Source organism: Domibacillus sp. F004 (assembly GCF_057814295.1).
The window spans coordinates 42,599-67,922 of sequence record NZ_JBVATB010000001.1 but is presented as its reverse complement, the minus strand read 5'-3'; the positions used below and the strand labels follow the sequence as shown (position 1 = coordinate 67,922).

Annotated in this window: 23 protein-coding genes and 1 other annotated feature; of the genes, 8 read left to right on the top strand and 15 right to left on the bottom strand. The window is 41.3% G+C overall.

Annotation, left to right across the window (positions count from 1 at the left end; translation table 11 throughout):
* The first annotated feature begins 146 nt into the window (after positions 1–146).
* The 3 genes from hisJ to rpsD all read left to right on the top strand — a co-directional run bounded on the left by hisJ (position 147) and on the right by rpsD (position 2,283).
* Positions 147–959 carry a histidinol-phosphatase HisJ gene (gene hisJ, locus ACZYRN_RS00430; RefSeq protein ID WP_488909535.1) on the top strand — a complete coding sequence of 271 codons (813 nt, stop codon included), beginning with the start codon at positions 147–149 and terminating at the stop codon, positions 957–959.
* 2 nt (positions 960–961) lie between these two features.
* Positions 962–1,441: a GAF domain-containing protein gene (locus ACZYRN_RS00425; RefSeq protein WP_488909534.1), complete on the top strand. Its 480-nt coding sequence runs from the start codon at positions 962–964 to the stop codon at positions 1,439–1,441.
* A gap of 239 nt (positions 1,442–1,680) precedes the next feature.
* Positions 1,681–2,283: a 30S ribosomal protein S4 gene (rpsD, locus tag ACZYRN_RS00420; RefSeq protein ID WP_488909533.1), complete on the top strand. Its 603-nt coding sequence runs from the start codon at positions 1,681–1,683 to the stop codon at positions 2,281–2,283.
* Positions 2,284–2,376: 93 nt separating this feature from the next.
* Here the strand turns inward: rpsD and tyrS are convergent, their stop codons facing one another.
* A complete protein-coding gene (gene tyrS, locus ACZYRN_RS00415; protein ID WP_488909532.1) occupies positions 2,377–3,636 on the bottom strand; it encodes a tyrosine--tRNA ligase in 1,260 nt (419 codons plus the stop codon).
* Between the two features lie 45 nt (positions 3,637–3,681).
* Positions 3,682–3,895: a binding site (T-box leader), on the bottom strand.
* Positions 3,896–4,038: 143 nt separating this feature from the next.
* Positions 4,039–5,757 carry an acetate--CoA ligase gene (acsA, locus tag ACZYRN_RS00410; protein ID WP_488909531.1) on the bottom strand — a complete coding sequence of 573 codons (1,719 nt, stop codon included), beginning with the start codon at positions 5,755–5,757 and terminating at the stop codon, positions 4,039–4,041.
* Between the two features lie 185 nt (positions 5,758–5,942).
* On the opposite strand from acsA, the gene ACZYRN_RS00405 reads away from it, so the two are divergent.
* From ACZYRN_RS00405 to ACZYRN_RS00395, 3 genes are read left to right on the top strand one after another with little or no spacing between them, the layout of a single operon-like run.
* Positions 5,943–6,575, top strand: a complete 633-nt coding sequence (locus tag ACZYRN_RS00405) for a GNAT family N-acetyltransferase (RefSeq protein WP_488909530.1) — start codon at positions 5,943–5,945, stop codon at positions 6,573–6,575.
* Between the two features lie 22 nt (positions 6,576–6,597).
* On the top strand, positions 6,598–7,245 hold the full coding sequence (locus ACZYRN_RS00400; RefSeq protein ID WP_488909529.1) for an acetoin utilization AcuB family protein: 648 nt from the start codon (positions 6,598–6,600) through the stop codon (positions 7,243–7,245).
* Complete coding sequence (locus tag ACZYRN_RS00395; protein WP_488909528.1) at positions 7,242–8,402, top strand: acetoin utilization protein AcuC; 1,161 nt, start codon at positions 7,242–7,244, stop codon at positions 8,400–8,402. The genes ACZYRN_RS00400 and ACZYRN_RS00395 overlap by 4 nt, the downstream gene beginning before the upstream one ends.
* 244 nt (positions 8,403–8,646) lie before the next feature.
* Here the strand turns inward: ACZYRN_RS00395 and ccpA are convergent, their stop codons facing one another.
* The 5 genes from ccpA to ACZYRN_RS00370 form a co-directional block, all read right to left on the bottom strand.
* Complete coding sequence (gene ccpA / locus ACZYRN_RS00390; protein WP_488909527.1) at positions 8,647–9,648, bottom strand: catabolite control protein A; 1,002 nt, start codon at positions 9,646–9,648, stop codon at positions 8,647–8,649.
* Positions 9,649–9,724: 76 nt separating this feature from the next.
* Entirely contained in the window at positions 9,725–10,801 is a 1,077-nt protein-coding gene (locus ACZYRN_RS00385; protein WP_488909526.1) for a bifunctional 3-deoxy-7-phosphoheptulonate synthase/chorismate mutase, read from the bottom strand.
* A gap of 211 nt (positions 10,802–11,012) precedes the next feature.
* Positions 11,013–11,333 (bottom strand): bacillithiol system redox-active protein YtxJ, encoded by a 321-nt coding sequence (ytxJ, locus tag ACZYRN_RS00380; protein ID WP_488909525.1) that lies wholly within the window; start codon positions 11,331–11,333, stop codon positions 11,013–11,015.
* Positions 11,334–11,383: 50 nt separating this feature from the next.
* Positions 11,384–12,088 carry a YtxH domain-containing protein gene (locus tag ACZYRN_RS00375; RefSeq protein WP_488909524.1) on the bottom strand — a complete coding sequence of 235 codons (705 nt, stop codon included), beginning with the start codon at positions 12,086–12,088 and terminating at the stop codon, positions 11,384–11,386.
* Between the two features lie 36 nt (positions 12,089–12,124).
* A complete protein-coding gene (locus ACZYRN_RS00370; protein ID WP_488909523.1) occupies positions 12,125–12,610 on the bottom strand; it encodes a DUF948 domain-containing protein in 486 nt (161 codons plus the stop codon).
* A 173-nt stretch (positions 12,611–12,783) separates the two neighbouring features.
* Between ACZYRN_RS00370 and ACZYRN_RS00365 the strand changes: the two genes are divergently transcribed.
* Entirely contained in the window at positions 12,784–13,899 is a 1,116-nt protein-coding gene (locus ACZYRN_RS00365; protein ID WP_488909522.1) for an aminopeptidase, read from the top strand.
* 59 nt (positions 13,900–13,958) lie between these two features.
* On the opposite strand, the gene murC is transcribed toward ACZYRN_RS00365, so the two are convergent.
* The 4 genes from murC to ACZYRN_RS00345 form a co-directional block, all read right to left on the bottom strand.
* On the bottom strand, positions 13,959–15,257 hold the full coding sequence (gene murC / locus ACZYRN_RS00360) for a UDP-N-acetylmuramate--L-alanine ligase (RefSeq protein ID WP_488909521.1): 1,299 nt from the start codon (positions 15,255–15,257) through the stop codon (positions 13,959–13,961).
* Positions 15,258–15,695: 438 nt separating this feature from the next.
* Positions 15,696–17,906 (bottom strand): DNA translocase FtsK, encoded by a 2,211-nt coding sequence (locus ACZYRN_RS00355; RefSeq protein WP_488909520.1) that lies wholly within the window; start codon positions 17,904–17,906, stop codon positions 15,696–15,698.
* A gap of 161 nt (positions 17,907–18,067) precedes the next feature.
* Positions 18,068–18,868 (bottom strand): DUF1444 domain-containing protein, encoded by an 801-nt coding sequence (locus ACZYRN_RS00350; RefSeq protein WP_488909519.1) that lies wholly within the window; start codon positions 18,866–18,868, stop codon positions 18,068–18,070.
* A gap of 17 nt (positions 18,869–18,885) precedes the next feature.
* A complete protein-coding gene (locus ACZYRN_RS00345) occupies positions 18,886–19,956 on the bottom strand; it encodes a M42 family metallopeptidase (protein WP_488909518.1) in 1,071 nt (356 codons plus the stop codon).
* A gap of 143 nt (positions 19,957–20,099) precedes the next feature.
* On the opposite strand from ACZYRN_RS00345, the gene ACZYRN_RS00340 reads away from it, so the two are divergent.
* A complete protein-coding gene (locus ACZYRN_RS00340; protein ID WP_488909517.1) occupies positions 20,100–20,420 on the top strand; it encodes a PepSY domain-containing protein in 321 nt (106 codons plus the stop codon).
* A 196-nt stretch (positions 20,421–20,616) separates the two neighbouring features.
* On the opposite strand, the gene trmB is transcribed toward ACZYRN_RS00340, so the two are convergent.
* The 4 genes from trmB to ACZYRN_RS00320 all read right to left on the bottom strand — a co-directional run bounded on the left by trmB (position 20,617) and on the right by ACZYRN_RS00320 (position 25,322).
* Positions 20,617–21,270: a tRNA (guanosine(46)-N7)-methyltransferase TrmB gene (gene trmB, locus ACZYRN_RS00335; protein ID WP_488909516.1), complete on the bottom strand. Its 654-nt coding sequence runs from the start codon at positions 21,268–21,270 to the stop codon at positions 20,617–20,619.
* Positions 21,254–22,081, bottom strand: a complete 828-nt coding sequence (locus ACZYRN_RS00330; protein WP_488909515.1) for a phosphotransferase — start codon at positions 22,079–22,081, stop codon at positions 21,254–21,256. Before ACZYRN_RS00330 ends, trmB begins: the two co-directional genes overlap by 17 nt.
* Before the next feature lie 149 nt (positions 22,082–22,230).
* On the bottom strand, positions 22,231–24,366 hold the full coding sequence (pulA, locus tag ACZYRN_RS00325; RefSeq protein WP_488909514.1) for a type I pullulanase: 2,136 nt from the start codon (positions 24,364–24,366) through the stop codon (positions 22,231–22,233).
* On the bottom strand, positions 24,366–25,322 hold the full coding sequence (locus ACZYRN_RS00320; RefSeq protein WP_488909513.1) for a nuclease-related domain-containing protein: 957 nt from the start codon (positions 25,320–25,322) through the stop codon (positions 24,366–24,368). The genes pulA and ACZYRN_RS00320 overlap by 1 nt, the downstream gene beginning before the upstream one ends.
* Positions 25,323–25,324: the final 2 nt, after the last annotated feature.

Below are 25,324 nucleotides of genomic sequence, written 5' to 3'. Positions count from 1 at the left end.
TCCTTCAATTCAATTACGTATAATTTCACTAGTATTAATAATAGCACGACTACACATTTTTTGGATGGGAACTTGTGTTTTTTCGCCTGGATTTCGCAAAAAAATGTCAAAATAGACAGCATATTTTAAAAAAGGAGCATAAGCATATGTGTAGAGATGGACATATTCACACTTCCTATTGCCCACATGGATCAAAAGATTCACTTATTCAGTATGTTGAACGGGCAATTGAGTGCGGATTTACTGATATTACTTTTACCGAGCACGCCCCGCTCCCGAAAAATTTCATCGATCCGGCACCTGAGCGAGACAGTGCAATGAACTGGAGCGATCTGGAACCGTATTTAAAAGAGGTCGATTTAGTAAAAAAACAATATGAATCATCGATCCGTATTCGAACAGGTCTTGAAGTTGATTTTATCCAAGGCTTTGAGCAAGATACAACTAATCTACTTAATGAATATGGGTCACACCTTGATGATAGCGTTTTATCGGTACATTTTTTGTATCACAGAGACCGCTATTACTGTGTCGATTTTAGCGAAGATGAATTTGAGATCATAGCAAAACAATTCGGATCCGTTGAAGCCGTCTATACATCGTATTATGATACCTTACTGCAATCAGTTAAAGCAAATCTCGGCCATTTTAAACCTGACCGCATTGGACATATAACACTGGTTCATAAATTCCAGCATATGTATCCATGTGACGTATCATTTGATGATCATATTATGACGATTTTACAAGCTGTGAAAAAAAACGGCTATTCGTTAGATTACAATGGAGCAGGTACCGTCAAACCACTTTGTCTTGAAACCTATCCTCCTGCGCACATTGCAAGCTTGGCCTACTCACTCGGTATCCCGCTTATTTATGGATCTGATGCACATGCAGCAAGCGGCATCGGACAAGGGTTTGACAAAATCGATTCCACCTTAATAGAAGGAAGTGTTTAATCATGTTTCAATCCACTCGCTACTCTGGCACAAAACAAGAGCAATATACACTCGTTACGAAGCAGATGGAAGCGCTTTTGACAGGCGAGCCAAACAAAATAGCGAATTTAAGCAATGCCTCTGCACTTCTAGGCCAATTTCTAGAACGAATCAACTGGGTTGGTTTTTATTTATACGATGGACATGAACTTGTACTTGGGCCATTTCAAGGACTGCCTGCTTGTGTCCGCATTCCATTAAAAAAAGGGGTCTGCGGAACGGCTGCATTTGAACAAAAAACAATTTGTGTCGCTGATGTCAATGAATTCCCTGGACATATTGCGTGCGATGCGGCTTCACGGTCGGAAATTGTCGTGCCTCTTATAAAAGAAGGTGAATTGATCGGTGTGCTCGATATTGATAGTCCAGAAGTGGATCGATTCGATGAAGATGATGAAATTTGTCTTACACACTTTGCAAATGTACTGACTCGTTTCCTTTAAAAAAAGATTGACAGTCGTATTGGCGCGTTATATACTATTCTTTGTGTAAAATAAATGCAGCCTATGTGTATGCTGTTTTGATTTCATTTTGTTTCTTTATCCGGCACGTTCCGGAAAAGGGGCATCGTGTAACCCGTTGCTGCAGGGCGATGATGCATGAAAACAAAATGTGCTGGCAGTTAATTCACACCGGTTTTTATTTTACAACAAAATAAAAACATTAAAGGAGGAGTCATATTATGGCTCGTTACACAGGTCCAAGCTGGAAATTATCCCGCCGACTCGGCATTTCACTAAGCGGTACAGGTAAAGAAATCGAAAAACGCCCTTACGCTCCAGGTCCACACGGCCCGAATCAGCGTAAAAAATTGTCTGAATACGGAATGCAGCTTCAAGAGAAGCAAAAACTTCGTCACATGTATGGCGTGACTGAGCGTCAATTCCGTAACTTGTTCGATCGCGCTGGCAAAATGAAAGGTGTATACGGTGAAAACTTCATGATTCTTCTTGAATCACGTCTTGATAACCTTGTTTACCGTCTTGGTCTTGCCCGCACTCGTCGTCAAGCTCGTCAGCTTGTTAACCATGGTCACGTTGTTGTTGATGGAAAACGTCTTGACATTCCATCTTACCGTGTGAAAATTGGTCAAACAATCGGTGTTCGTGAAAAATCAAGCAACTTCACAATCGTTAAAGAAGCAGTAGAAGTAAATAACTTCGTACCTGACTACTTGACATTTGACGCTGAAAAACTTGAAGGTACATTTACGCGCCTTCCAGAGCGTTCAGAACTTCCTGCTGAAATTAACGAAGCACTTATCGTTGAGTTCTACTCTCGTTAATAGCAAGAAACAGAACCGTCTTTCCGTTTCGGATTGGCGGTTTTATTCTATTGTAATACAAAAGCTGCTCCATTTTCTGAGCAGCTCTTTTTATTACTTATATTGAATTAAGTAGTATTTCTTTTTCCCTCGACGGATCACAGTAAATCTTCCATCCATTTTATCTTCTTTCGATAGTACATATGATGAATCTGTCATTTTCTCTCCATTGATGGAAATAGCGCCATTTTGCACATCTTCCCGCGCCTGGCGTTTTGATGGTGAAATACTTGCTGCAACAAGAAGATCCACGATATTCGGAATTTCTCCCTCTTGCACATACGTCGGTACATCTTTCAATCCTTGTTCAATTTCATTCGCTGATAATGATTTAATATCACCGCTGAATAACGCTTTTGTAATACTTTCCGCCTGTTTTAATGCACCTTCTCCATGAATAAGAGCAGTCATTGCTTCTGCAAGTGCTTTTTGCGCTTTGCGAAGATGCGGTTCTTCTTTTAGAGATGTTTCAAGCGCTTCGATTTCAGCCTGCTCTAGGAACGTAAAAATTTTCAAATACCGAATAACATCCGCGTCTGCAGTGTTAATCCAGAATTGATAAAATTCGTACGGAGATGTTTTTGACGGATCGAGCCAGATTGCACCGCTTTCTGTTTTGCCGAATTTTGTTCCATCTGATTTTGTAACAAGAGGTATCGTAAATCCATACGCCTGCTCGCTTTCCGGATTCATTTTCCGGATCATCTCCAGGCCAGTCGTAATGTTGCCCCATTGGTCACTTCCGCCAATTTGCATACGGCAGTTATGATTCTTATTTAAGTAGTAAAAATCCATTGCCTGCAAAATCGTGTACGCAAATTCTGTAAATGATATGCCGCTTTCAAGACGTGATGATACCGTATCTTTCGCCAGCATGTAATTGACGCCGATATTTTTTCCAAAGTCACGAAGAAATGTGACGACATCCATCGAACCTATCCAGTCATAGTTATTGACTAAAAGCGCACCGTTATCGCCTTCCACTGAAAAAATTTTTTCTAGTTGTGCACGCAAACCATCGACATTTTTTTGTACTTGCTCCATCGTCTGCAACGTGCGTTCTTCTTTTTTACCGCTTGGGTCACCGATTGTGCCTGTTGCTCCACCGACTAATACGATTGGTTTATGGCCATGTTTTTGAAAACGGCGCAGTGTTAAAAAAGGAAGCAAATGGCCAATATGCATGCTATCAGCTGTCGGATCAACGCCGCAGTATAGTGCGATTTTTTCTTTTTGAAGCAGCTTTTCGATCCCTTCTTCATCTGTTTGCTGGTAGACGATGCCTCTCCACTTTAAATCTTCTAACAATTCCATATTCATCTCTCCTTTTTTCAAACAAAAAACGTCCCTGCATGATCATGCAGGGACGCTATAACGCGCGGTACCACCCAAACTTGAGAATCTTTTGATTTTCTCCACTTTAACCGGTAACGACGGTTACGTCAGCCGCTACTAAATGTTCACGGTGAAGCTCCGGGAGGTAATTCATCCATCTGTTTGTGCTTTCTTTCACCGGCCGAAAGCTCTCTAAAAACAGTGACAGTGGACTACTCATTCCGTTCAACGCTTTGTTTATTTTATATACAGAAACATTGTAGCGGGCTTATTTCTATTTGTCAAACCAAATTCACGGCCCCTCATATAACATGTATGACGGTTTACCAAAAGATGACTTCCCCTCTCCGAAAAATCAAGAGAGCTAAAGCTAACAGCGTATTAATCTTCCATTGTGGAAAGATCACCCGTTGGTAAATTGAGTTCCCATGCTTTCAAGACACGACGCATAATTTTGCCGGAACGCGTTTTTGGAAGCTTGTCACGGAATTCAATTTCACGCGGTGCAGCATGTGCGGCCAGTCCATTTTTTACAAACTGGCGAATTTCTTCTTTTAGTTCATCTGACTGTTCATAGCCTTCACGAAGCGCAATAAACGCTTTAATAATTTCACCGCGAACCGGGTCCGGTTTTCCGATCACACCTGCTTCTTGAACGGCAGGATGTTCAACAAGTTTGCTCTCCACTTCAAACGGTCCAACGCGCTCACCCGCTGTCATGATGACATCGTCAACACGGCCCTGGAACCAGAAGTATCCGTCTTCATCCATGTATGCGGAGTCCCCTGACACGTACCAGTCACCTGGCATAAAGTAGGACTCATATTTGGCTTCATTATTCCAAATTGCCGTCATCATAGATGGCCAGCCTTTTTTAATAGCGAGGTTCCCCATCCGGTTTGGCGGCAGTTCATTCCCCTGATCATCAACGATTGCTGCTTTCACACCTGGAATTGGTTTCCCCATTGAACCTGGACGAATATCCATAGACGGATAGTTACAAATAACTTGTGCACCTGTTTCCGTCATCCACCATGTATCATGGATGCGCAGATCAAATACTTTTTTGCCCCATCGAACGACTTCTGGATTAAGCGGCTCGCCCACGCTTAAAATATGGCGAAGTGATGATAGATCGAATTTTTTCACGGCTTCATCGCCTGCACCCATTAACATACGGAATGCTGTTGGCGCGCTGTACCAGACAGTCACTTTATATTCTTCAATTGTTCCATACCATGCTTCCGGACTGAATCGTCCTCCAACAATAACATTTGTTGTACCTGTCAGCCACGGTCCAAAGATGCCATAAGCCGTCCCTGTTACCCAGCCCGGATCAGCTGTGCACCAATAGACGTCGTTTTCCTGTAGATCCAGCACCCATTTCGCCGTTTGATACTGTTGAATCATTGCATTATGTACGTGCAATACACCTTTTGGTTTGCCTGTTGAACCTGATGTATAATGAAGAAGCAGGCCATCATTACGATCTACCCATTCAATTTCAAACTCTTCGGATGCTTCTTTCCATTTCGATTGAAAATCAATATGTGTATCGTCTTCTTCAACATGATCTGCTACGACAAATACTTTCTTAAGATGCGGCAGCTTGCTCACTGGAATACGCTCAAGCAATTCTGGTGTCGTAATGATTGCTTTCGCTTCACTGTCTTCTAAACGATCGCGGACAGCACCTTCCATAAACGCCTCAAACAATGGACCAACGATAGCCCCCGCTTTAATCGCTCCGATAACGGCAAAATAAAGTTCCGGTGATCGCGGCATAAAAACAAAAACACGATCTCCTTTTTCCACGTCCCCGTACTCTTTTAACACATTAGCTGCTTTGTTTGAGTTCGCCTTCATATCTGCAAATGTGTATTTCTCATTCCGATTTGCATCACGATAATAAAGGGCCACTTTGTCTTTTTTGTCAGATTCAGCATGGCGGTCAATCGCTTCATAAGCAGCGTTTACTTTTCCTGTTTCAGACCATGAAAAAGCCTTCTCTGCTTCTTTCCAATCGAAAGAAGCATATGTTTCTTCATAACTTTTTAAATTGTAATTCCCTTGGCCTGCTGGGAGCGCTTCCATTCTCATAATCCGATTCCCCCTTATGTATAGATCAACAAAAATATTATATAATACTTTTAGCCTTTTCTCAATTTTTCAAAATTATTTTTGTAAAGTTTGTGTTGATTCTTTGAAAATTTGTTGATTACGCCTTATTTTATAGATAATGCAGTATAATGTTAAATGCAGATCATTGGAAAGGTGGTGTTTTAATGGAGCACAGTAAAATGTATTATTCAACAGAAGTGGAGATACCGGCCGGCAAGCTATTTATTGAAGGGCCTGTCACGGCAGAAGCACTTTCACAATATGATTTTCATGAAGAACTCGTCGCATTTCGTCAGCCCGAACAGCAACACAAAGCACTCATTGAAATTGCCGAGCTTCCCGAAGGTCGAATTATTATTGCACGAAGCGGAAATACCATTGTCGGATATGTTACATTTCTATACCCAGACCCGCTTGAACGCTGGTCTGAAGCCAAATTGGATAATTTGATCGAACTCGGGGCGATTGAAGTAGCTTCTGAATTTCGTGGTGCACGAATTGGGCAAAACATGCTTAAAGTTGCCATGATGGATGATCAAATGGAAGATTACATTATCATTACAACCGAATATTACTGGCACTGGGACCTAAAAGGAACCGGTCTAAATGTATGGGAATACAGAAAAATAATGGAAAAAATGATGGGCGCGGGAGGCCTTATCTGGTATGCAACGGATGATCCTGAAATCAGCTCCCATCCTGCTAACTGCTTAATGGTGAGAATTGGTTCTCGTGTCAATCAAGAATCGATTCAAAAATTTGATCAAATAAGATTCATGAATCGGTTTATGTATTAATTGAATAAGGGAGGGATGGCAAATGATTGTAGAAGAAGTGATGCAAACAAATGTACATACGCTTTCGCCAGATGATACGATCGCGACAGCTCTTCAGCTTTGCCGCGATTATAAAATTCGCCATATTCCCATTACGAATGAAAAGGGCGCACTCGTCGGGCTTGTGACGGACCGTGATATTAAAGATGCAACGCCTTCGATTTTGCAAAAAGAGACGGGTGAAGAAGAATTAAATAAACCGCTCCATTTAATTATGAAAGAAAATGTCATTACTGGCCACCCACTTGATTTTATTGAGGATATTGCGGCAGCACTTTATGAACATAACATTAGTTGCATACCAGTCGTTCAAAATGGTGACATTGTTGGCATTTTAACTGAAACGGACGTATTACATACATTTGTTGAGCTTACAGGTGTTAATCAGCCCGGCTCTCGCATTGAAGTAAAAGTACCAAATAAAGCAGGTATGCTGTTTGAAGTTTTGCAAGTACTTAATGAACGACACGCGAATATTCACAGTGTTCTCCTTTATCCGGATCGAACTGATGAAAATTATAAGGTCATTACGTTTCGTGTCCGAACGATGAATCCAGTCGGGGTGGTCGACGATTTAAAAAAAGCAGGTCATCACGTTTTATGGCCAAATATGCCAGGAGTGTATTCATGAAACATGATGCTGTCTTCGTGCATTCTGATCAATTACTAAACTATCGGTTTTCAGAAAATCACCCTTTCAATCAGTTTCGGCTTACATTAACGATTGATTTGCTTCGTAAAATGGGTGCACTAAATAACAGCGATATTGTTGAACCTCACCATGCGACGGATGATGAATTAACGCTTATCCACGATCGTGAATACGTGGATGCAGTCAAAAAAGCGGGCCGAGGGGAGTTATCTGAATCGGCTGGTGAAGGTTATGGACTTGGCACAGAAGATACACCGATGTTTGAAGGGATGCACGAAGCAAGCTCTCTTCTTGTCGGCGGCACATTAACAGCAGTGGATCAAGTCATGCAGGGAAAAGCGAATCACGCTCTTCATTTAGGCGGGGGACTTCATCACGGTTTTAGGGGCAAAGCTTCCGGCTTTTGCGTTTATAACGACAGCTCGGTAGCCATTAAATACTTGCAGGAAAAATACAAAGTGCGCGTATTGTATGTTGATACAGATGCACATCATGGTGACGGCGTTCAATGGTCTTTTTACGATGATCCCGGTGTATGTACATATTCTATTCATGAAACAGGCCGTTACCTTTTTCCCGGTACAGGAAACATAAATGAACGTGGCCATGGCCAAGGATACGGATATTCATTTAATGTACCACTTGATGCTTTTACGGAGGATGAATCATGGCTTGATTCGTATGAAGCTACTCTTAGTGAAATCACGCACTTTTTTAAACCTGATGTTATCTTAACGCAAAATGGCGCGGATTCTCATTTTTATGATCCACTCACTCATTTATCAGCATCAATGAATATTTATAAACGTATCCCCGAACTCGCGCACAAACTGGCACATGAATACTGCGACGGCCGCTGGATAGCAGTTGGCGGGGGCGGCTATGATATATGGCGGGTCGTTCCTCGCGCATGGTCACTTCTTTGGTTAGAAATGAGCGGTCAATCCCATTTGGCAAATCACTTTCCAATGGACTGGGTTAAACAATGGCAGCCAAAAGCACCTTATCCTCTTCCCGAAAGTTGGACGGATCCAGACGATATGTACCCCGCTATCCCACGAAAAGAAGAGATTAGCGAGAAAAATCGGCTAACAGTAGAAAAACTATTGTATCCTTTGCGTGATCAAAAAAAATAAAGTTCCTCTTTTATCCTTTACTAATGAAAGAGGAACTCAGATAAAGTAAAGTGTAAAGAGCTCAGCGGCAATACTTGAGATATGGCTTTATAAAGGCCGAAATGATCGGGTCTTTGCGGGCAATTTCCTTTCCTCCATTATCCCCTCTTAAGCCTTAAAATGGAGTCTTTACCGCCCTTTAAACTGTGCTAATAGGGTGCAGCCCAAGTTGTATCCAAGGACTGCACCCTATTACCACTCTTTCTTATTCCGTTTTTGTTGAGCCCCTTTTTTCAATCCGGTGCGGTAAAACAACAACTGGATTTTCTACTTCCTCTTTGTTCATTAATTTCGTTAATAGGCGCATCGCTACAGCCCCAATATCATACAATGGCTGCACAACCGCGGTTAACTGCGGACGCACCATAAGAGATAGTTTTGTTGAATCAAAACTGATTACTTCCAAATCGTTCGGTATGTTTAAGCCATTATCCTGTGCTCCATGAACGACACCAAGGGCCATTTCATCGTTATAGACAAGAACAGCTGTCGGGCGTTCTTCCACATCATGAAGCTTCTGCCATGCCTCCATACCGGAATCATACGTATAGTCACCTTCTATAATAAGCTCTTTTGCATAAATTCCGGCTTCTTCAAGAACTTCCTTGTATGAAGCAAGCACATATGCTGTATTAATTACATCATGAAACGGACTAGCCACATATGCAATACGTTTATGCCCCTTATCGATTAATAGCTGAACAGCTTCACGCGCTGCTTCTTTATAGTCGATATTAACAGATGGTGCCTTGCCTGTCTGTTCTACTGAGCCAGCCAGTACAATCGGTACCGGAGAACGGTCAAATTCTTTTACATGCTTATCATTAATATGATTTCCCATAAAAATAAGGCCATCTACTTGTTTGCCAAGCATCGTTTGAATAAGATGCATTTCTTTCTCTTCATTTTGATCCGAGTTGCTTAAAATAATATTGTACTTATACATTGTCGCAATATCTTCAATTCCTCGCGCAAGTTCTGCATAAAAAATATTTGAAATATCGGGAATGATCAAGCCGACTGTCGTTGTTTTTTTACTCGCAAGTCCCCGTGCAACTGCATTCGGGCGATAACCAAGACGTTCAATGACTTCATTGACCTTCTTTCTCGTTGCCGGTTTTACATTTGGATTTCCGTTTACTACACGCGATACAGTTGCCATCGATACACTTGCTTCTCGTGCTACATCATAAATGGTAATATTCATATGGCTCACTCCTTCTTGTCTCATTCTCTTTATATTAGCGAAAAAAAACTCCTGTGCAAACACAGGAGTTAAAATTTTATGCTTTTACTGGCAGGGATTTAAGAATTTCAGTGTAAAATTCATCAAATTGTTGTAAATTCATTTGTTGAGCCGCATCTGAAAGTGCTACCGCTGGATCTGGATGAACTTCTGCCATGATGCCGTCTGCCCCAATCGCAAGTCCTGCTTTCGCTGCCGGAAGAAGAAGATCACGGCGTCCTGTAGAATGCGTTACATCAACGAAGACTGGAAGATGAGTTTCTTGCTTCAAGATCGGCACAGCTGTAATATCAAGCGTATTACGTGTTGCACGCTCGTATGTGCGGATACCGCGCTCACAAAGAATAACTTGATCATTGCCTTGCGATAAAATGTATTCTGCCGCATTGATGAACTCATCAATTGTTGCAGCAAGACCACGTTTTAAAAGAACCGGTTTTTTAACAGCACCTGCTGCTTTTAAAAGCTCAAAGTTTTGCATGTTACGCGCACCAATTTGAATGACATCGATGTACTCGCAAGCCATTTCAACATCAGCTGGATTAACGATTTCACTAATAACAGCAAGATCGAATTCATCAGCTACACGTTTCAAAATTTTCAATCCCTCAACACCAAGACCTTGGAAGTCGTATGGTGATGTACGCGGCTTGAATGCTCCGCCACGCATCATTTTCAAACCTTTGCCTTTAATCGACTTTGCCACTTCCGCAACCTGCTCATATGACTCAACCGAACATGGGCCGAATACGAATGTTGGAGTGCCATTGCCTACCTTATGGCCACGAACAGTAACGATTGTATCACTTTGTTTCTTTTTACGGGATACAAGAAGCGCTTTACGGTGGTCATCTTCTTGCAATTCAAGACTTGCTTTGAAAATTTCTTTAAAAATATGTTCAACCGTCGAACGTTCAAACGGTCCATCGTTTTTTTCTAAAAGTGTGTTAAGCATAGAACGCTCGCGGACTGGATCGTATCGATTTACACTTTGTTTTTCTTTAATGCGGCCGATATTTTGTACAAGCTCAGCTCGCTCATTGATTAGCTTTAAAATTTGGACGTTCATCTCATCCACTTTTCCTCTTAATTGATCTAGTTCTTGATTACTCACTTTTATCATCCTTCCGCAAGTTAGAAATTCAAATTATTCTCGCAATTGACTGTAAAAAAAACCATTTAAATCCTGCTACGAGTTAATAACGTTATTATAATTCATCCCTTTCAAAATGTCACGAAAAATTTGCTTTATTAATTAAACGCTTTTAAGCACTAAAGTGTTTTGGTTAAAAAAAGTCCAGACAAACAACGTCCGGACAACAATTTTATCCAATTGTTGCTAAATTATTTTTTGTGATTTTCCAGTGTGACTCGTTCCATTTCGGCTTGCCCTTTTTAAAAAAAATGACTTGCGGCGACTCATGGCGAATGTCTGTTGTTTCTGCAATGTAATTTGATAATTCACGCGAACCCTGTACAGCTAGATAATATCCTGTTTGATCGTTTTCTTCTCCATCTAAAAAGGCTTTATATTCATCAAATGCCGCTGCGCTTACCGGACATGTTGTACTATGTTTAAACAAAAAAAAGGCTTCTTTTTCTTCAAGCAACTTTTCAAATTGAGCAATTCCATCAATCTTTTCCACTGTAAAGCCTCCCTTACTCAAAAAGAAGCTGGGACACGCCCAGCTTTTTATTATCTAGTATGTGATTTCTTATTGTTTTTATTATGATTGTTCGTGCTATTAGCAATACTATTATTATTAGTATTACTATTATTATTGTTGTTCGTGGTGTTATTACTGTTTGGAGTGCCGCCGTTTGGCTTTTCCTCATCGATCCCTTTGGCAGCCGGGTCAGTCCATCCTTCTGATTTTGGTTTTTGAGAAGTGCTTGTTATATCGGCAGAAGATGATGTGCTGGATGACTTTTCCATTTCATCAAATGCTTTTTTCGCTTCATCCAGCTTTGTTTTGGCCGTTTCAGCTTCGTCAACCGATTTTTCGCCTTCTGCTGTTTCTGAATTTGTCGAACTGCCGCTAGGTTTAAGCGACTTTACTTTATCAACAATCGCTGTAGACTGCTCTTGAACCGTTTTAGTTAAAGTAGATGTTTTGTCTTTAGCTGTATCGGTTAAAGTGCTTGCACGTTCCTTTAATGAACCTGCTTGTACATTCAAGTCGTCGCGCAATTCACGTCCCGATTTTGGTGCCACCATCAGCGCTGTTGCAGCACCAACGAACGCACCGCACAATGCCCCGATAATAAAATCTTTCGTGTTAATTGAATCATTATAGTAGCGCTCTGTATCCAGCTCGAAATTTTCATATTGTGTTTGTTTTGGTGCTGTTGTTTCACTTTTTTTAATATTGAATTGATCATACGTATTATTATTTCTCATGAATAAAACGCTCCTTTTGTTTTATAATTTATTTTGTTACGAATTCGTGTGCGTGCTGACAGGAATAGCTTTATTCTGACTAGATGACGAAGCTTGATTCCTGCGTCCCATTTCTTTATCTTCTTTAAACTTATCCACCATTTGCTTCACAACATTGCCCCACTGGACAACCTGCGAAATTTTGTACTGGTTTTTCTCGACTTGTGAAGCAACCGTGGTTGTTACTTTTCTTAAAGACTGATTCAAATTATGGACGGATGATCCAACATCCTTCACTGCATAAACCACTGTGTTAAGCTGTTCCGTTTTATGTTGTACATCTTCAGCTAATACATTTGTTTTATGTAGCAGTGCCGCTGTTTCTGCTGTCACATCTTTCAATTGCCCTTCCAGTCGGTCTACCGTTCGAGACAGCGTGTCCAGTGTGTTATCGACTGATTTTAATGTTTTGGACAAATTAATGACCAAAATAAGAAACGCGATTGCCGCAATGGCTGCGCTTAAGTAAAGAATAATTTCCATTCCGTGACACCTCCTGCATGTTATATTTAATAAAATTACCCTGCCTCGCTAAATCTAAACACTAATTCATACAATTCTTTTTAATACAATTCTTTAAAATGCTCTTTTTTCCTTCTTTTGCACAAAAATAGTGATCGTCGTACAATGAAATAAATGAAAGGGAGGCGTTTTTTATGAAAGACGTAAGGATTCAAAAATTAGCAGCTAATTTAATTAACTACTCTTGTGAGATTCAGCCGGGTGAGAAAGTGTTAATTGAAAATTTCGGTCTTCAGCGTGAGCTTGTCACAGCACTTGTAGAAGAAGCATACAGAGCAGGCGGATGGCCCTTTGTTTTATTGAAAGATCATCGTGTTGATCGCTCACTTTTAATGGGCGCAATCGACAAACAGTTTGATTTAATGGCGGATTTTGAAGCAAATGTGATGAAAGAAATGGATGCATACATCGGGCTGCGTGCTGGTGATAACATTAATGAACATACAGATGTGCCAGCAGAAAAAATAAAAATTCACGGGAATACAGTCGGCAAAAAAGTACACCGTGATATTCGTGTGCCGAAAACGAAATGGGTCGTTTTAAGATATCCTACAGCATCCATGGCACAGCTTGCCAAAATGAGTACAGATGCATTCGAAGATTTTTATTTTAACGTGTGTAACCTTGATTACCAAAAAATGGCGGCGGCTATGGACCCGCTTGTTGAATTAATGAACCGGACGGATCAAGTTCATTTGAAAGGACCAGGAACCGATTTAACGTTTTCCATTAAAGATATTCCCGCGATTAAATGTGCCGGCCGTTTAAATATTCCAGATGGCGAAGTGTATACAGCACCCGTTCGCGATTCTGTGAATGGCGTTATTTCATACAATACCCCGTCTCCTTATAACGGCTTTACATTTGAAAATGTAAAGCTGCGGTTTGAAAACGGCAAAATTATCGATGCTCACGCCAATGATATAAAGCGAATTAATACGATTTTTGATACGGATGAAGGGGCTCGTTTTGTAGGAGAGTTTGCGATTGGCGTCAATCCTTACATCCTGCATCCAATGCAGGATATTTTATTTGATGAAAAAATCGCTGGGAGCTTCCATTTTACACCAGGAGAGTGTTATGAAGAAGCATACAACGGCAACCACTCAAATATTCACTGGGATATGGTGAATATTCAGCGGCCGGAATACGGCGGCGGCGAAATCTGGTTTGACGGTGTTTTAATTAGAAAAGATGGATTGTTCGTTTTGCCAGAACTGGATGGTTTGAATCCAAATAACCTGCTGTAGAAGTTTGAAGTGAACAGCAGAAAGGCCCTTCTCCAAAACCAGCGAAGGGCCTTTCTCTTTTATACACTATGCTGTTCATACGCAGCCTGGAATTTTTGAATATCACCGGCACCCATAAAGATCAGCACGCTCGTTTCATGCTGTTCAAGCACTGCTGTGCCATCTTCTTTAATCAATCTCGCTCCCGGAATTTTCATTTGTAAATCTTCGATTGTCAGCTTACCATGATTTTCGCGAGCCGATCCGAAAATATCGCACAAATAAACAGCGTCTGCTTTATTTAAAGCATCCGCAAATTCCTCAAGAAATGTTTGTGTCCTTGAAAATGTATGCGGTTGGAAGACGGCAACAATTTCACGGTTCGGATATTTTTGACGAGCCGCATTAATGGTTGCGCGAATTTCTGTTGGATGATGCGCATAGTCATCAATTAATACTTGGCTGCCTACTTTCTTTTCTGTAAAACGGCGTTTTACTCCTGAGAACGTTAAAAGGCGTTCTTTTACAATATTTGTATCAATCTCTTCATATTGACAGATCGCAATAACGGAGAGGGCATTTAAAATATTATGATCACCATATCCTGAAATACGGAATTGCGCATAGTATTCGTTGCGCACATAAACATCAAATGCTGTACCATTTTCGTCAAATACAACGTTGCGAGCTTGAAAATCATTTTCCTCGCCAAAACCATAAAATACAACCGGTACATTTGCTTGAATCCCTTGTAAATATTCGTCATCGCCACATGCAAAAATCGCTTTTTTCACCTGTTTTGCCATTTCCTGAAAAGCAGAAAATACGTCTTCGACATCAGCATAGTAATCCGGATGATCAAAGTCAATATTTGTCATCACTGCATAATCCGGTGCATAGGACAAAAAGTGGCGGCGATACTCACACGCTTCAAATGCAAAATATTGGGCATCTTTTACACCGCGGCCTGTTCCATCTCCAATTAAATAGGAAGTCGGTGATGCACCGCTAATAACATGTGCCATTAAACCCGTCGTTGATGTTTTACCGTGGGATCCGGTAATTGCTACACTTGTAAAATTTTGAATAAAATCACCTAAAAACTTATGGTAGCGAATAACAGGCACGCCTATTTCCTGTGCACGCTTAATTTCTTCGTGATCATCACTAAATGCATTTCCCGCAATTATCGTCATCCCTATTTGAATATTATCTGCGTTAAATGGCAAAATTAAAATGCCGGCATCTTCAAGTGCTTTTTGTGTAAAAAACGTTTTTTCGATATCTGAACCCTGTACCGCATACCCTTTATCGTGAAGAATATGCGCGAGGGCGCTCATTCCCGAGCCTTTTATTCCAACAAAATGATAGGTTGTCATCATTAAACCTCCAACATTCTCTAACCTGCTACATACAGTATATGTATTATCGTTTATTTTGAAACGAATGGCAGTCAAATCATTGCATTTGTACATTATAACACTTTTTTAAAAACATGACTATGCCACTTGAAAAACCGGTGCCATGGCACCGGTTTCTCAGTTCACCCTGCATTAATGGTAATGGGCAAGAAGATCCCCCAAGTCGTAGAAAAAAAGGCTTTGTTGCAGGGATCAACTGCCCGTAAAAGCCCGATTGGTTCGGGCCGTCACGAAGCCCCGATCACTGATGTATTGCCGTAGGAAGCGGCGCTTTTTGCCCGATTTCCTTTTATTCAATGGAGGCAGCAGAACGCAGAAGACTAAGACCGTCACTTCCTATGATAACGTCTTCATAACCCACGTCCTGTGGGCCTAAGTCCTCCACTGAATAACGTTTCACCTTGTCTCTTCCCAAAAAGCAAAAAGTTCTTCCTCAGATACAAGCACTTCGCGCGGCCGTCCGGCACGCTGAGCCGATATAAGCCCCTGTTCTTCCATCATTTCAATCAAATTGGCTGCCCGATTGTATCCGACTTTTAATTTTCGCTGCAACATAGATGTTGAGGCCCCGCCCTGTCGGACAACAAATTCACAAGCTTCTCGGAACAATTCATCCTCTTCATCTTGAACGACCGCTCTTTGCAGAAGCTCTTCTTGTTTAAATAAATAATCTGGTTTTTGCTGTTCTTTGACGAATTGGACAACTTCATCAATTTCTTCGTTTGTTACAAACGTTCCCTGCAAGCGGACTGCCTCACTGGCCCCATTGTCTAAAAATAACATATCGCCTTTGCCAAGCAGTTTTTCTGCTCCTACTTTGTCTAAAATGGTACGAGAATCAATTTGCGATGATACAGAGAATGCGATTCTCGTTGGAATATTTGCTTTAATAAGGCCCGTAATCACATCAACAGACGGGCGCTGTGTAGCAACGATTAAATGAATACCGCACGCACGCGCTTTTTGAGCAATGCGACAAATGGCTTCTTCCACTTCCGACGGTGCCATCATCATTAAATCAGCTAGTTCATCGATAACAATAACGAGAGAGGGTAAACGCGGTTCATTAAATTCCGACTTCTCTACTTTTGCATTATAGGAAGTGATGTCGCGTACGCTGGCATGAACAAACAGCTGATAGCGACGCTCCATTTCTTCAACAGCCCACTTCAATGCCGCAGTAGCGGCTTTAACGTCGGTAATGACAGGACTAGCCAAATGCGGAATGCCATTATAGGGCGTTAACTCGACCATTTTCGGGTCAATAAGAAGCAATTTTAATTCGTGCGGAGCTGCTTTATACAAAAGACTGACTAATATTGAGTTAATACACACACTTTTTCCTGAACCTGTTGCGCCGGCAATAAGCCCGTGCGGCATCTTTTGCAGATCCAATACGACCGGTTCGCCTGCGATATTAAGGCCAAGGGCAGACACAAGCGGAGATTTAGCTAACTGAAATTTACTATGACTGATAATTTCACTAATATAAACGGATCGGCTTTTATCGTTCGGCAGTTCAATGCCCACCACTTCCGTACCCGAAATCGGTGATTCAATTCGGATTGTTCTCGCTGCCAGACTGCGCTTTATATCATCTGTTAAGCTGGAGATTTTACTCACTTTTACACCGATTGATGGTGTGACTTCAAACCGGGTAATTGCCGGCCCTGTTGTAACACCCGTTACTTTAGCATCAATATTAAAACTTTTAAACGTTTCATTTAATCGTCCCGTTTTTTCCGCAATCCATTCCTCATCTACTGGCGTTTTCAATGGCGGTGTTAAAATAGAGAGAGGGGGACGGTCAATGGATGCTTCGATCACAACTCTTTCTGCTTTTTTCACGGCCGGTTCAGAGATTGGTTTCATTGCCGGTTCAGCTATTTTTTCACGATCTTTTTTCAGCATAATAACATTAAACGGAGAATGCCGTCTTTCTTTTGATCGTTCCGAATGATCTGTTGACGGCCGTTTCCCCTCTTCTTTATTAACTGCCGTTTGTTTATTGACTATTTCCAACGGTTTTTTTTCCTGTTTCATTTTTGCTGGTGCCGGTTTTTCCGGTTCAAGCGGACGGTTTGCCGTTTCTTTTTTAATGAAAAGAAGCGGCTTCTCCTCTTCCCGTTCTTCCCTGCGAACATCTCTTACATCTTCTTCAGTAGGCCGCGTACGGAATCCGTATATAGGAGATGGTATTTCAGTTGGACGAAATGGACGTGTTGTAATGTGGGCTGATACAGTAGGCGTCTGCTGTTCATAACGCTTCACCACAGGCTCTTCATTTTCTGTTTTAATCGTACGATCACGCTGTCTCTTACGCGGGAGAAGTGCCGGTTCATCGCCGCGCTTTATAGTCGGATAACGATAAGCGACACGCGTTGAAATTTGCTGAGCAGATGGTGCTGTGTTATTGATCAACGGCCTGTACCGTTCCTTTCTTAATTGCGATTCTAACTCTGGCAAATGCGGCTTTGTTTCCTCGCTTTTCCTTTCTTGTTCATCGTGTTTTAATTCTTTATTCTTCAGTTCGTGGATTTCTTCTTCGTCTTCAATTATGTAAATTTCTTCTCTAAAATAAGAGAGAATTTTTTTAAACATATTCATTTTTAACCACTCTTTCCACTCGAAGTTTTCTCCATTGTAACAGCATTATGAAATTTGTTAACAGAAAAACAGCATTTTGGGAAATTAGATGGGCATAAATTAAATCTTTATTCAATATCCAGGCTTTTACATGATAAAAAAAGACCGCCCTTAAAAAGAGATCAGTCTTTTTGCGGACGATTTTGTGCCATAATAAAAATTGGCTCAAGACGGCCTTCTTCATAAATAAATGAAAGAGCCGTAATCGGAACGCGTCCAGCAGCAAAAAAGCTCATGGCCATCTGAGCGAGAATATCATAACCTGTTACGTTACGAATATCCCCGATAATAAGCACGTCGCCGTGAGGAACAGAGACGGTCATATCTCCCTGGACTTTTTCACTCATCTCTTTTAAAAACCGATCGTTTAAAATACGGCTTGAATCGTAACCATCATTTGAATTCAAGAAATAGAAGACATTTCCGGCAACCGTATCTTGCTTCATCTCTAGAGGAAGTGAACGCAGATTAAATTGAGCAATTTCCCGAATCTGCTCCTCTGTCCATTTTTCCTTTGCCATCAGTTTTTCGTCAATGAGCCGGTACGTTGTGCCGAGGTCGATAGCATAATAAATACGTGTTTCCGCTGTATGATCATCGTAAAAAAGCGGTACACCTTCTTCTGCTTCTTTCGGAAAAGAGGCCGCACGAATGACCGGAAAGATGCGTTTCTCTCTCTCTTCCTTTTTTCCAGAACCGTCAAACGCATTTAACGCTTCATTTACATAATAAATCGTTTCTTCTGCAGCTTTTTCTACATTCCCTTCAAATTTAGCGAGAATGCCGCCAAGCGTAACCGTTACCCCTTTTTTTGTATCGCTGTTTTCAAAACGCATTTCTTCTTTTTCCCGATCAAACACGATCGTCCGGTTATCTGTTTTTAATTCTTCTTCCAGCCTTTTTCTCAATTTGTTTATTGACATCTGCTTTATTCCTTCTTTCAGCTGTTTTTAATCGTCTCAACCGTTGTTTTGTCTAGTTTTGCGATCAGTTTCACAAGCAATTCTTTCGCCGCATCATAATCATCGGTATGAATAATCGATGAATGCGTGTGAATATACCGAGAACAAATCCCTATCACTGCACTTGGGACACCGTTACCTGTCGTATGGACACGTCCAGCATCCGTTCCACCCGGTGAAACGAAGTATTGATAAGGAATGTTATTTGATTCGGCTGTATCAAGGACAAACTCTCTCATCCCGCTATGTGTCACCATCGTTCCATCCAGAATGCGCAGCAATACTCCTTTGCCAAGCTGGCCAAATTCATTTTTATCACCCGTTGTATCGTTCGCTGGACTCGCATCAAGTGCAAAAAATACATCTGGATTAATTAAATGAGCAGCTGTTTGTGCACCGCGCAAACCAACTTCTTCCTGTACCGTCGCACCCGAATAAAGCATGTTCGGCACAGTTTTTCCGTGTAATTCTTTTAAAAGCTCAATCGCCAGTCCACATCCATACCGGTTATCCCATGCTTTCGCCATTATTTTTTTCGGGTTGGCGAGCGGTGTAAAAGCGGAGACAGGTATGATGGACTGACCCGGTTTAATGCCGATTTCTTCAGCGTCCATTTTATCGTCTGCTCCAATATCAATTTGCATATGTTTAATTTGCATCGGTTTATTGCGTTGGTCTTCTGTTAGCAAGTGCGGAGGCGTCGATGAAATAACACCTTCTATCCGTCCTTTTTTCGTAAAAATGTGAACACGTTGAGCAAGCATCGTCTGGCCCCACCAGCCGCCAAGCGTTTGAAAACGAATCATGCCGTTATCGGTAATGGCGGTTACCATAAAAGCAACTTCATCCATATGACCTGCCACCATCACCCGCGGGCCCTTTTCATCTCCTTCTTTTACCCCGAACAGGCTGCCGAGACCATCTTGAATAATCGAGTCTGCATATGGCTCCATTGCTTTTTTCATATAGGCACGCACCGCATGCTCATTGCCTGGTGCGCCCGGCAATTCCGTTAATGTTTTAAACATATCTTTCGTTTCCTGTTTCATAACCGATCCCTCCCATTACTTCCTTTTCGTTCATTATACCGGAAATGGTCTCCGCTTTGGAATGAAGTGCCTTTTAGTTTTCCAAAAGAACGAAATCCTGTATACTCTAGAAGTATATGATTAGAGAAACAGGGGGATAGAACATGATAAAGTGTGATCGTACAGCTTTTTTGATCGGTGCGGCGGCCGGAGCAGCTGCAGCCGTTTTAATTCAAAAACAAACGTCCGAGTCGAAGAATACACCACCTGAGAAAGTGTTAAAACAAATTAAAGAAATATTTAAACAGCAAGGTCCAATCAACGGCTCATGGATTCAAATGAAACCGGAAGATTATGCACATAACGGCTTTCAAGTTTTAGTATATAAAGGTGGGATTTCCCGTCCAGGTAAAACGGGTAATGAACAATTTGAATTTGCAGCTGATGCAAAAACAGGTACACTTTTAAACGTAGATTCTGTTTAATAATCTAAAAAAAGCTCAAACGGTGATGACCGTTTGAGCTTTTTTTATCCCGCTTCTCCTTCGTTTCATTGAGCTAGAGCAGCCCTCCAAGCTAGGCCTGAAGCGACCTAAAACCGTAGTTCTAAGGAAGAAGAGCTAAGAAGTCGTTTGATCAACAATAGTGTTTAACATCACCTTTTATTTAGTAAATGAAGTTTCACTTTGTTAGACGCGGCTGAAATTTCGCTTCGGCCCGATAAATACGCTGGCCTTTTGCTGAAAATTTCTCTTCATACTCTGTCATCACATTGCCTTCAAACCCACTGTTATGTAAGTCTAGACTCACGTAAGTAAGCAGCATGCCATACTCCGAAAAACTCTTCAATGAATATTCAAAAAGGCTCTGATTATCCGTTTTGAAATGCACTTCGCCGCCTTCTGGCATAAGTTCTTCATATAGATTTAAAAACGTTTTATACGTTAAACGGCGCTTCATGTGACGGGTTTTTGGCCACGGATCGGAGAAGTTTAAGTACACTTGGTTCACTTCTCCTTTTTCAAAGTAGTCAAAAAGATTAGAACCGTCCACATTTAATAATTTCAAATTAGGCACATCAGCTTCAATTACTAAATCCAGTGCAGATACAATGACACTTTCATACAACTCAATACCGATGTAATTAATGTCTGGATGTTGTTTCGCCATACCGGTCACAAATTGCCCTTTCCCAGTTCCAACTTCAATATGTATCGGATTATTGTTACCGAAAATAGTATGCCATTGCCCTTTTTTAATGGCTGATTCTGGAATAATATATTGCGGATGAGCATCGATTTTTTCACGTGCCCACGGCTTATTTCTTAAACGCATCGTGCCTTTTCTCTCCATTTCCGTATAAATTCTTATCCTCATTCAATAACTGATGCAATGCAGCAATGCTTTTGTTCATATCATGAAAACGGCCTTTTTCACCATCCCATTCAATTGACAATAACAGTTGAGCAGTCGCATACCATTTCATCCGCCGAAAAAAAGAAGGGGTTAATTGGATGCCATACTGCGTAAGCCAGCTTGTCCAATTTTCCCGTTCAACGTAGCCAAACAGCAATGTACCAAGGTCAATTGCTGGATCGGCAATCATCGCTCCATCCCAATCGATTAAATACAAGTCATCCTCATCTGATAAAAGCCAGTTATGATGATTTACATCACCATGACAGACGACAAGCTCTGATTCTGGCACTGAGGGAGGCTTTGTTTCGAGAAATCGGACGGCTGCTGCCACATCTGGGTGTGTATACATCACGTCAATTGCCGCATGAACTTCATCAAGCATCATCGATGGCAAAAAAGGCTTTTTACCTAGCCTCTTTAGCATGGACAATAACGGTTCTGAAGTATGAATTTTCCCCATTAGTTTTGCGACACGGTCAAATTTCATTTCTTCAGGCGTAAGCTCTCGTCCGTTCATCCAATGCTGCGCTGAGATCACATCTCCATTTTCAAGACGCTTTGTCCAGACAAGTTTCGGAACGACTCCTTCAGCCGAGAGCATAGCAAGAAAAGGAGATGAGTTTCGTTTTAAAAAGAACTCTTGCCCTCCCTGTCTTGCAAAAAATGCTTTTCCGGTTATGCCACCTGCCGGTGTTATCTCCCAGTCTCCGCCGAGAAAGTGTTCCACAATACCTCACCTATTTCACAGAAAAAGACAGCAGCCGCTTCGAAAAACAATTACTGTCTTTAAAATTTATATTATTGTACTTTTATTGTAATTGTATCAAACATTGTATCATGAATATTCGCTTTCTACCAGTTCATTTCAAGACAAAGCTATCGAACAAAAACTGCACAGCTAAATCCGTCTACATGGCCGGTTACGAGTCCTTTTGCAACTGGTTTAGTACTAACAATTGAACTAGATACAATTTGATCCCATGAGTTACCTTCTGGAAGAATGAAGCTCGAGATGGAAGCACCGGTATTAAATGACAGCAATATATCGTGCCATTCACCATATAAGCCAACATCTTTTAACCAAATCGATAATGTGTCGACATTTGATGGCCATCTCACAATATGGTGACAAATTTCTTCTTCTGTTCTCATTCGCCATGCACCGTGTGATTTACGAAGCCGAATTAAACCTTTCACGTACTCCACTTGATCAATATACTCTCCGCGTCGGCGCCAGTCGATTTGATTAATGATATCCGAACTCGTATAGCTGTTTTCTACACCATGCTTCGTCCGACAAAATTCCTGTCCAGCGTGTATAAATGGAATACCTTGCGACAATAAAACAAAGGCGGTAGCGAGCCTGTGTTTTCGTTTATTTTGCAAAATATCTCCTGGGAAACAAGCTTCAAGTTTATCCCAAAGCGTATAATTATCGTGGCATTCCACATAATTCACTGATTGCGCGGGTGAATGAAACAGGCGATCAATGCCTGCACACCCTGCATTTGCTGTATACGCAGCAAATGCATGATCCATTAATTGGCTATTCCCAAAGGCAAAGCCCGGTTCGAATAATTGAAACGTGCTCCCTTTAATAGAATCCCGAAACCGGTCATTAAAAAAGGCTGTGCCCGGCAGCTGCTGTTCATTTTGAATCGTCGATTTTTTCTCGGGTGGGAGTGATGTGGTTAAATCCCATCCTTCCCCAAGAATGATGGCACCGGGTTTCTTTGCACGTACCCGCTTTACCGCCTCTTGCATCGTTTCTATGTCGATCAATCCCATTAAATCAAATCGGAAACCATCAATATTGTAGGCTGTTAACCAATAGTCAAGCGAATCGAGAATGAATTTCCTCGCCATCTTCCGCTCCGATGCAAAATCATTTCCGCACCCTGATCCATTTGACGGCATACCATCAGGTCCTTGCCTAAAATAATAACCAGGAATAAGCCGTTCAAATGAAGATGTTTCTCGAATGAATACATGATTGTAGACGACATCCATAATAACGCGTAGTTCTTTTTTATGCAGTGCCTCAATCATCCTCTTTAATTCAATTGCACGAGCATATAAATCAGCAGCATTTGTACTAAAACTTCCTTCCGGAACATTGAAATAAAGCGGATTATAACCCCAATTATAGTTCGCGGAGGCATCAACATCTGAAACACCGAAAAAATCAAAAAAGGGTAAAAATTCAACATGTGTCACACCGAGCGACGCTACGTAATCCAGTCCTGTCGGCTGTCCATCCGGACTTTGCGTCCCTTCTTCCGTTAGACCAAGATACTTTCCACGCTGTTTAATCCCGCTTTCTGGCTGAACCGATAAATCCCGAATCGATGCTTCATAAATAACTGCATCGAGCGGTGAAGAAAATGGCGGCAATTTGTTTTGTGAGACGTGCATCTGATTTTCATCCACTATACGTGCCCATTCACTATGAACGGAGACCATTTTTGCATACGGGTCTACCGCTTCATGCCAAATATTATTAATACGCACTTGATACTGGTAATAATAGCCTTCTGCCTGTTCAGGCAATGTGGCTTCGAACGTACCGCGGGGGCCCCGCTTCATCGTAATGTAGCGCAGTGGGCTGTCAGAACGTTCTTTAAACTTTACAAATGCTTCTGTGGCTGTGGGCGCCCACACACGAAAGTTTGTTTCTTCTGGACTGTACCTCGCCCCAAGCTCCCCATCATAATAAAATAAATGATCGAATTCTTCTGTTCGAATGACAGATCCCATTTGCAAATCAGTCCGCATCAACCGTTCATCGAGAATAATATGCTCAACCCCAAAAGCCGGTGTGTCCGATACGTGGCAAACATACTTCACCATCATCTCAAATTCCTGCTTTTCTACAATCGTCATTTTTGTCACATCATGTCCGCTTTCGATGTAGAAAAAGGCAGACTTCCCCTCGTAGTAGTGCTTAGGTAACAAAACGGTCACTTCATTTAATTTATCTAAATATGCATTAAATGGACGGGTGTTTATCATTATGATTCCTCCTCTTCCCATTCCGGGCGGCGGATGCTGATCGTATCTGCGTGATCTAGCAATGCTTTAGCGGCTTTTAGCTGAATCGTCTTAAGTGGTGATGACATATTTCTCATATAATGAAACCATGTGTCAAACACGCGTTTATCAACATAATCAATACCAGACGGCGCGCTGGGATAATCAATATAGCCATTACGGGATACGATTGCTTTTCGAACTGGAAGATCAATCTTTTCATACCGCAACAGCTTCTTGACGAGCGTTTCAGTTCTCGACAGTGATAAGACTGGACTAAGCAGCTTTGATTCTGACTCCCCGTAGCGTTTAGTCCAAAATCGCTCCGCAGTTCCTAAAAAAACAGCTTCATTTTGTTCTTCTAAGAAAGTAAGACACCACACTTCAATCGGCGTTACGATGACGATGTCAAGTTCAACTATTGCTTTTTGAAATCGTATAATCGGTTCATAAAAGACAAGAAATGTATCCGGCAGACGCTTCAATAAAAATTTTAATTGTTCATCAACGTAGTATTTATGATCAAGAGGTGATTTATGAAGCAATGTCGAACTTGCCCACTTCACCTGAAAATGATACATTTTTTCAACAAATAGTTTCTTCACATCTTCTTCTGTCCGTAAAAATGTCGATTCTTTCTCATTAATAGAAAACATCGTTGTATCTTCCACTTTCTGAATCGATTCTTCTTCTGGCGGCAGGTGTACTTTTTTTGAAAAGATGGAACGAAAAAAACCAGTTCGTTCTTTTTCCCGTTCAATCATCCAGTCATCTTCTATTTGGACAAGCTCTGTAAATGAGGCAGCTTGATAATGAGCCCATTTCTCTTGAAATCTTCCCCATTCCTGCTTTTTTAAACGGACATAGCGGGCTGGATAATGAAACAAATCATTTTCATAACGGGATATGTAATTTTGTAATTTAATTAACTGCGCCATGA

What these genes read in the sequence shown, in the direction of transcription:
- rpsD (WP_488909533.1), top strand. Translation starts at nt 1,681, where the DNA reads ATGGCTCGTTACACAGGTCCAAGCTGGAAATTATCCCGCCGACTCGGC.
- ccpA (WP_488909527.1), bottom strand. Translation starts at nt 9,648, where the DNA reads ATGAATATTACCATTTATGATGTAGCACGAGAAGCAAGTGTATCGATG.
- ACZYRN_RS00355 (WP_488909520.1), bottom strand. Translation starts at nt 17,906, where the DNA reads ATGAATATGTTTAAAAAAATTCTCTCTTATTTTAGAGAAGAAATTTAC.
- ACZYRN_RS00365 (WP_488909522.1), top strand. Translation starts at nt 12,784, where the DNA reads ATGAAAGACGTAAGGATTCAAAAATTAGCAGCTAATTTAATTAACTAC.
- tyrS (WP_488909532.1), bottom strand. Translation starts at nt 3,636, where the DNA reads ATGGAATTGTTAGAAGATTTAAAGTGGAGAGGCATCGTCTACCAGCAA.
- ACZYRN_RS00370 (WP_488909523.1), bottom strand. Translation starts at nt 12,610, where the DNA reads ATGGAAATTATTCTTTACTTAAGCGCAGCCATTGCGGCAATCGCGTTT.
- ACZYRN_RS00350 (WP_488909519.1), bottom strand. Translation starts at nt 18,868, where the DNA reads ATGTCAATAAACAAATTGAGAAAAAGGCTGGAAGAAGAATTAAAAACA.
- ACZYRN_RS00395 (WP_488909528.1), top strand. Translation starts at nt 7,242, where the DNA reads ATGAAACATGATGCTGTCTTCGTGCATTCTGATCAATTACTAAACTAT.
- hisJ (WP_488909535.1), top strand. Translation starts at nt 147, where the DNA reads ATGTGTAGAGATGGACATATTCACACTTCCTATTGCCCACATGGATCA.
- ACZYRN_RS00345 (WP_488909518.1), bottom strand. Translation starts at nt 19,956, where the DNA reads ATGAAACAGGAAACGAAAGATATGTTTAAAACATTAACGGAATTGCCG.
- murC (WP_488909521.1), bottom strand. Translation starts at nt 15,257, where the DNA reads ATGACAACCTATCATTTTGTTGGAATAAAAGGCTCGGGAATGAGCGCC.
- ACZYRN_RS00400 (WP_488909529.1), top strand. Translation starts at nt 6,598, where the DNA reads ATGATTGTAGAAGAAGTGATGCAAACAAATGTACATACGCTTTCGCCA.
- ACZYRN_RS00340 (WP_488909517.1), top strand. Translation starts at nt 20,100, where the DNA reads ATGATAAAGTGTGATCGTACAGCTTTTTTGATCGGTGCGGCGGCCGGA.
- trmB (WP_488909516.1), bottom strand. Translation starts at nt 21,270, where the DNA reads ATGCGTTTAAGAAATAAGCCGTGGGCACGTGAAAAAATCGATGCTCAT.
- pulA (WP_488909514.1), bottom strand. Translation starts at nt 24,366, where the DNA reads ATGATAAACACCCGTCCATTTAATGCATATTTAGATAAATTAAATGAA.
- ACZYRN_RS00405 (WP_488909530.1), top strand. Translation starts at nt 5,943, where the DNA reads ATGGAGCACAGTAAAATGTATTATTCAACAGAAGTGGAGATACCGGCC.
- ACZYRN_RS00320 (WP_488909513.1), bottom strand. Translation starts at nt 25,322, where the DNA reads ATGGCGCAGTTAATTAAATTACAAAATTACATATCCCGTTATGAAAAT.
- ACZYRN_RS00375 (WP_488909524.1), bottom strand. Translation starts at nt 12,088, where the DNA reads ATGAGAAATAATAATACGTATGATCAATTCAATATTAAAAAAAGTGAA.
- ACZYRN_RS00425 (WP_488909534.1), top strand. Translation starts at nt 962, where the DNA reads ATGTTTCAATCCACTCGCTACTCTGGCACAAAACAAGAGCAATATACA.
- acsA (WP_488909531.1), bottom strand. Translation starts at nt 5,757, where the DNA reads ATGAGAATGGAAGCGCTCCCAGCAGGCCAAGGGAATTACAATTTAAAA.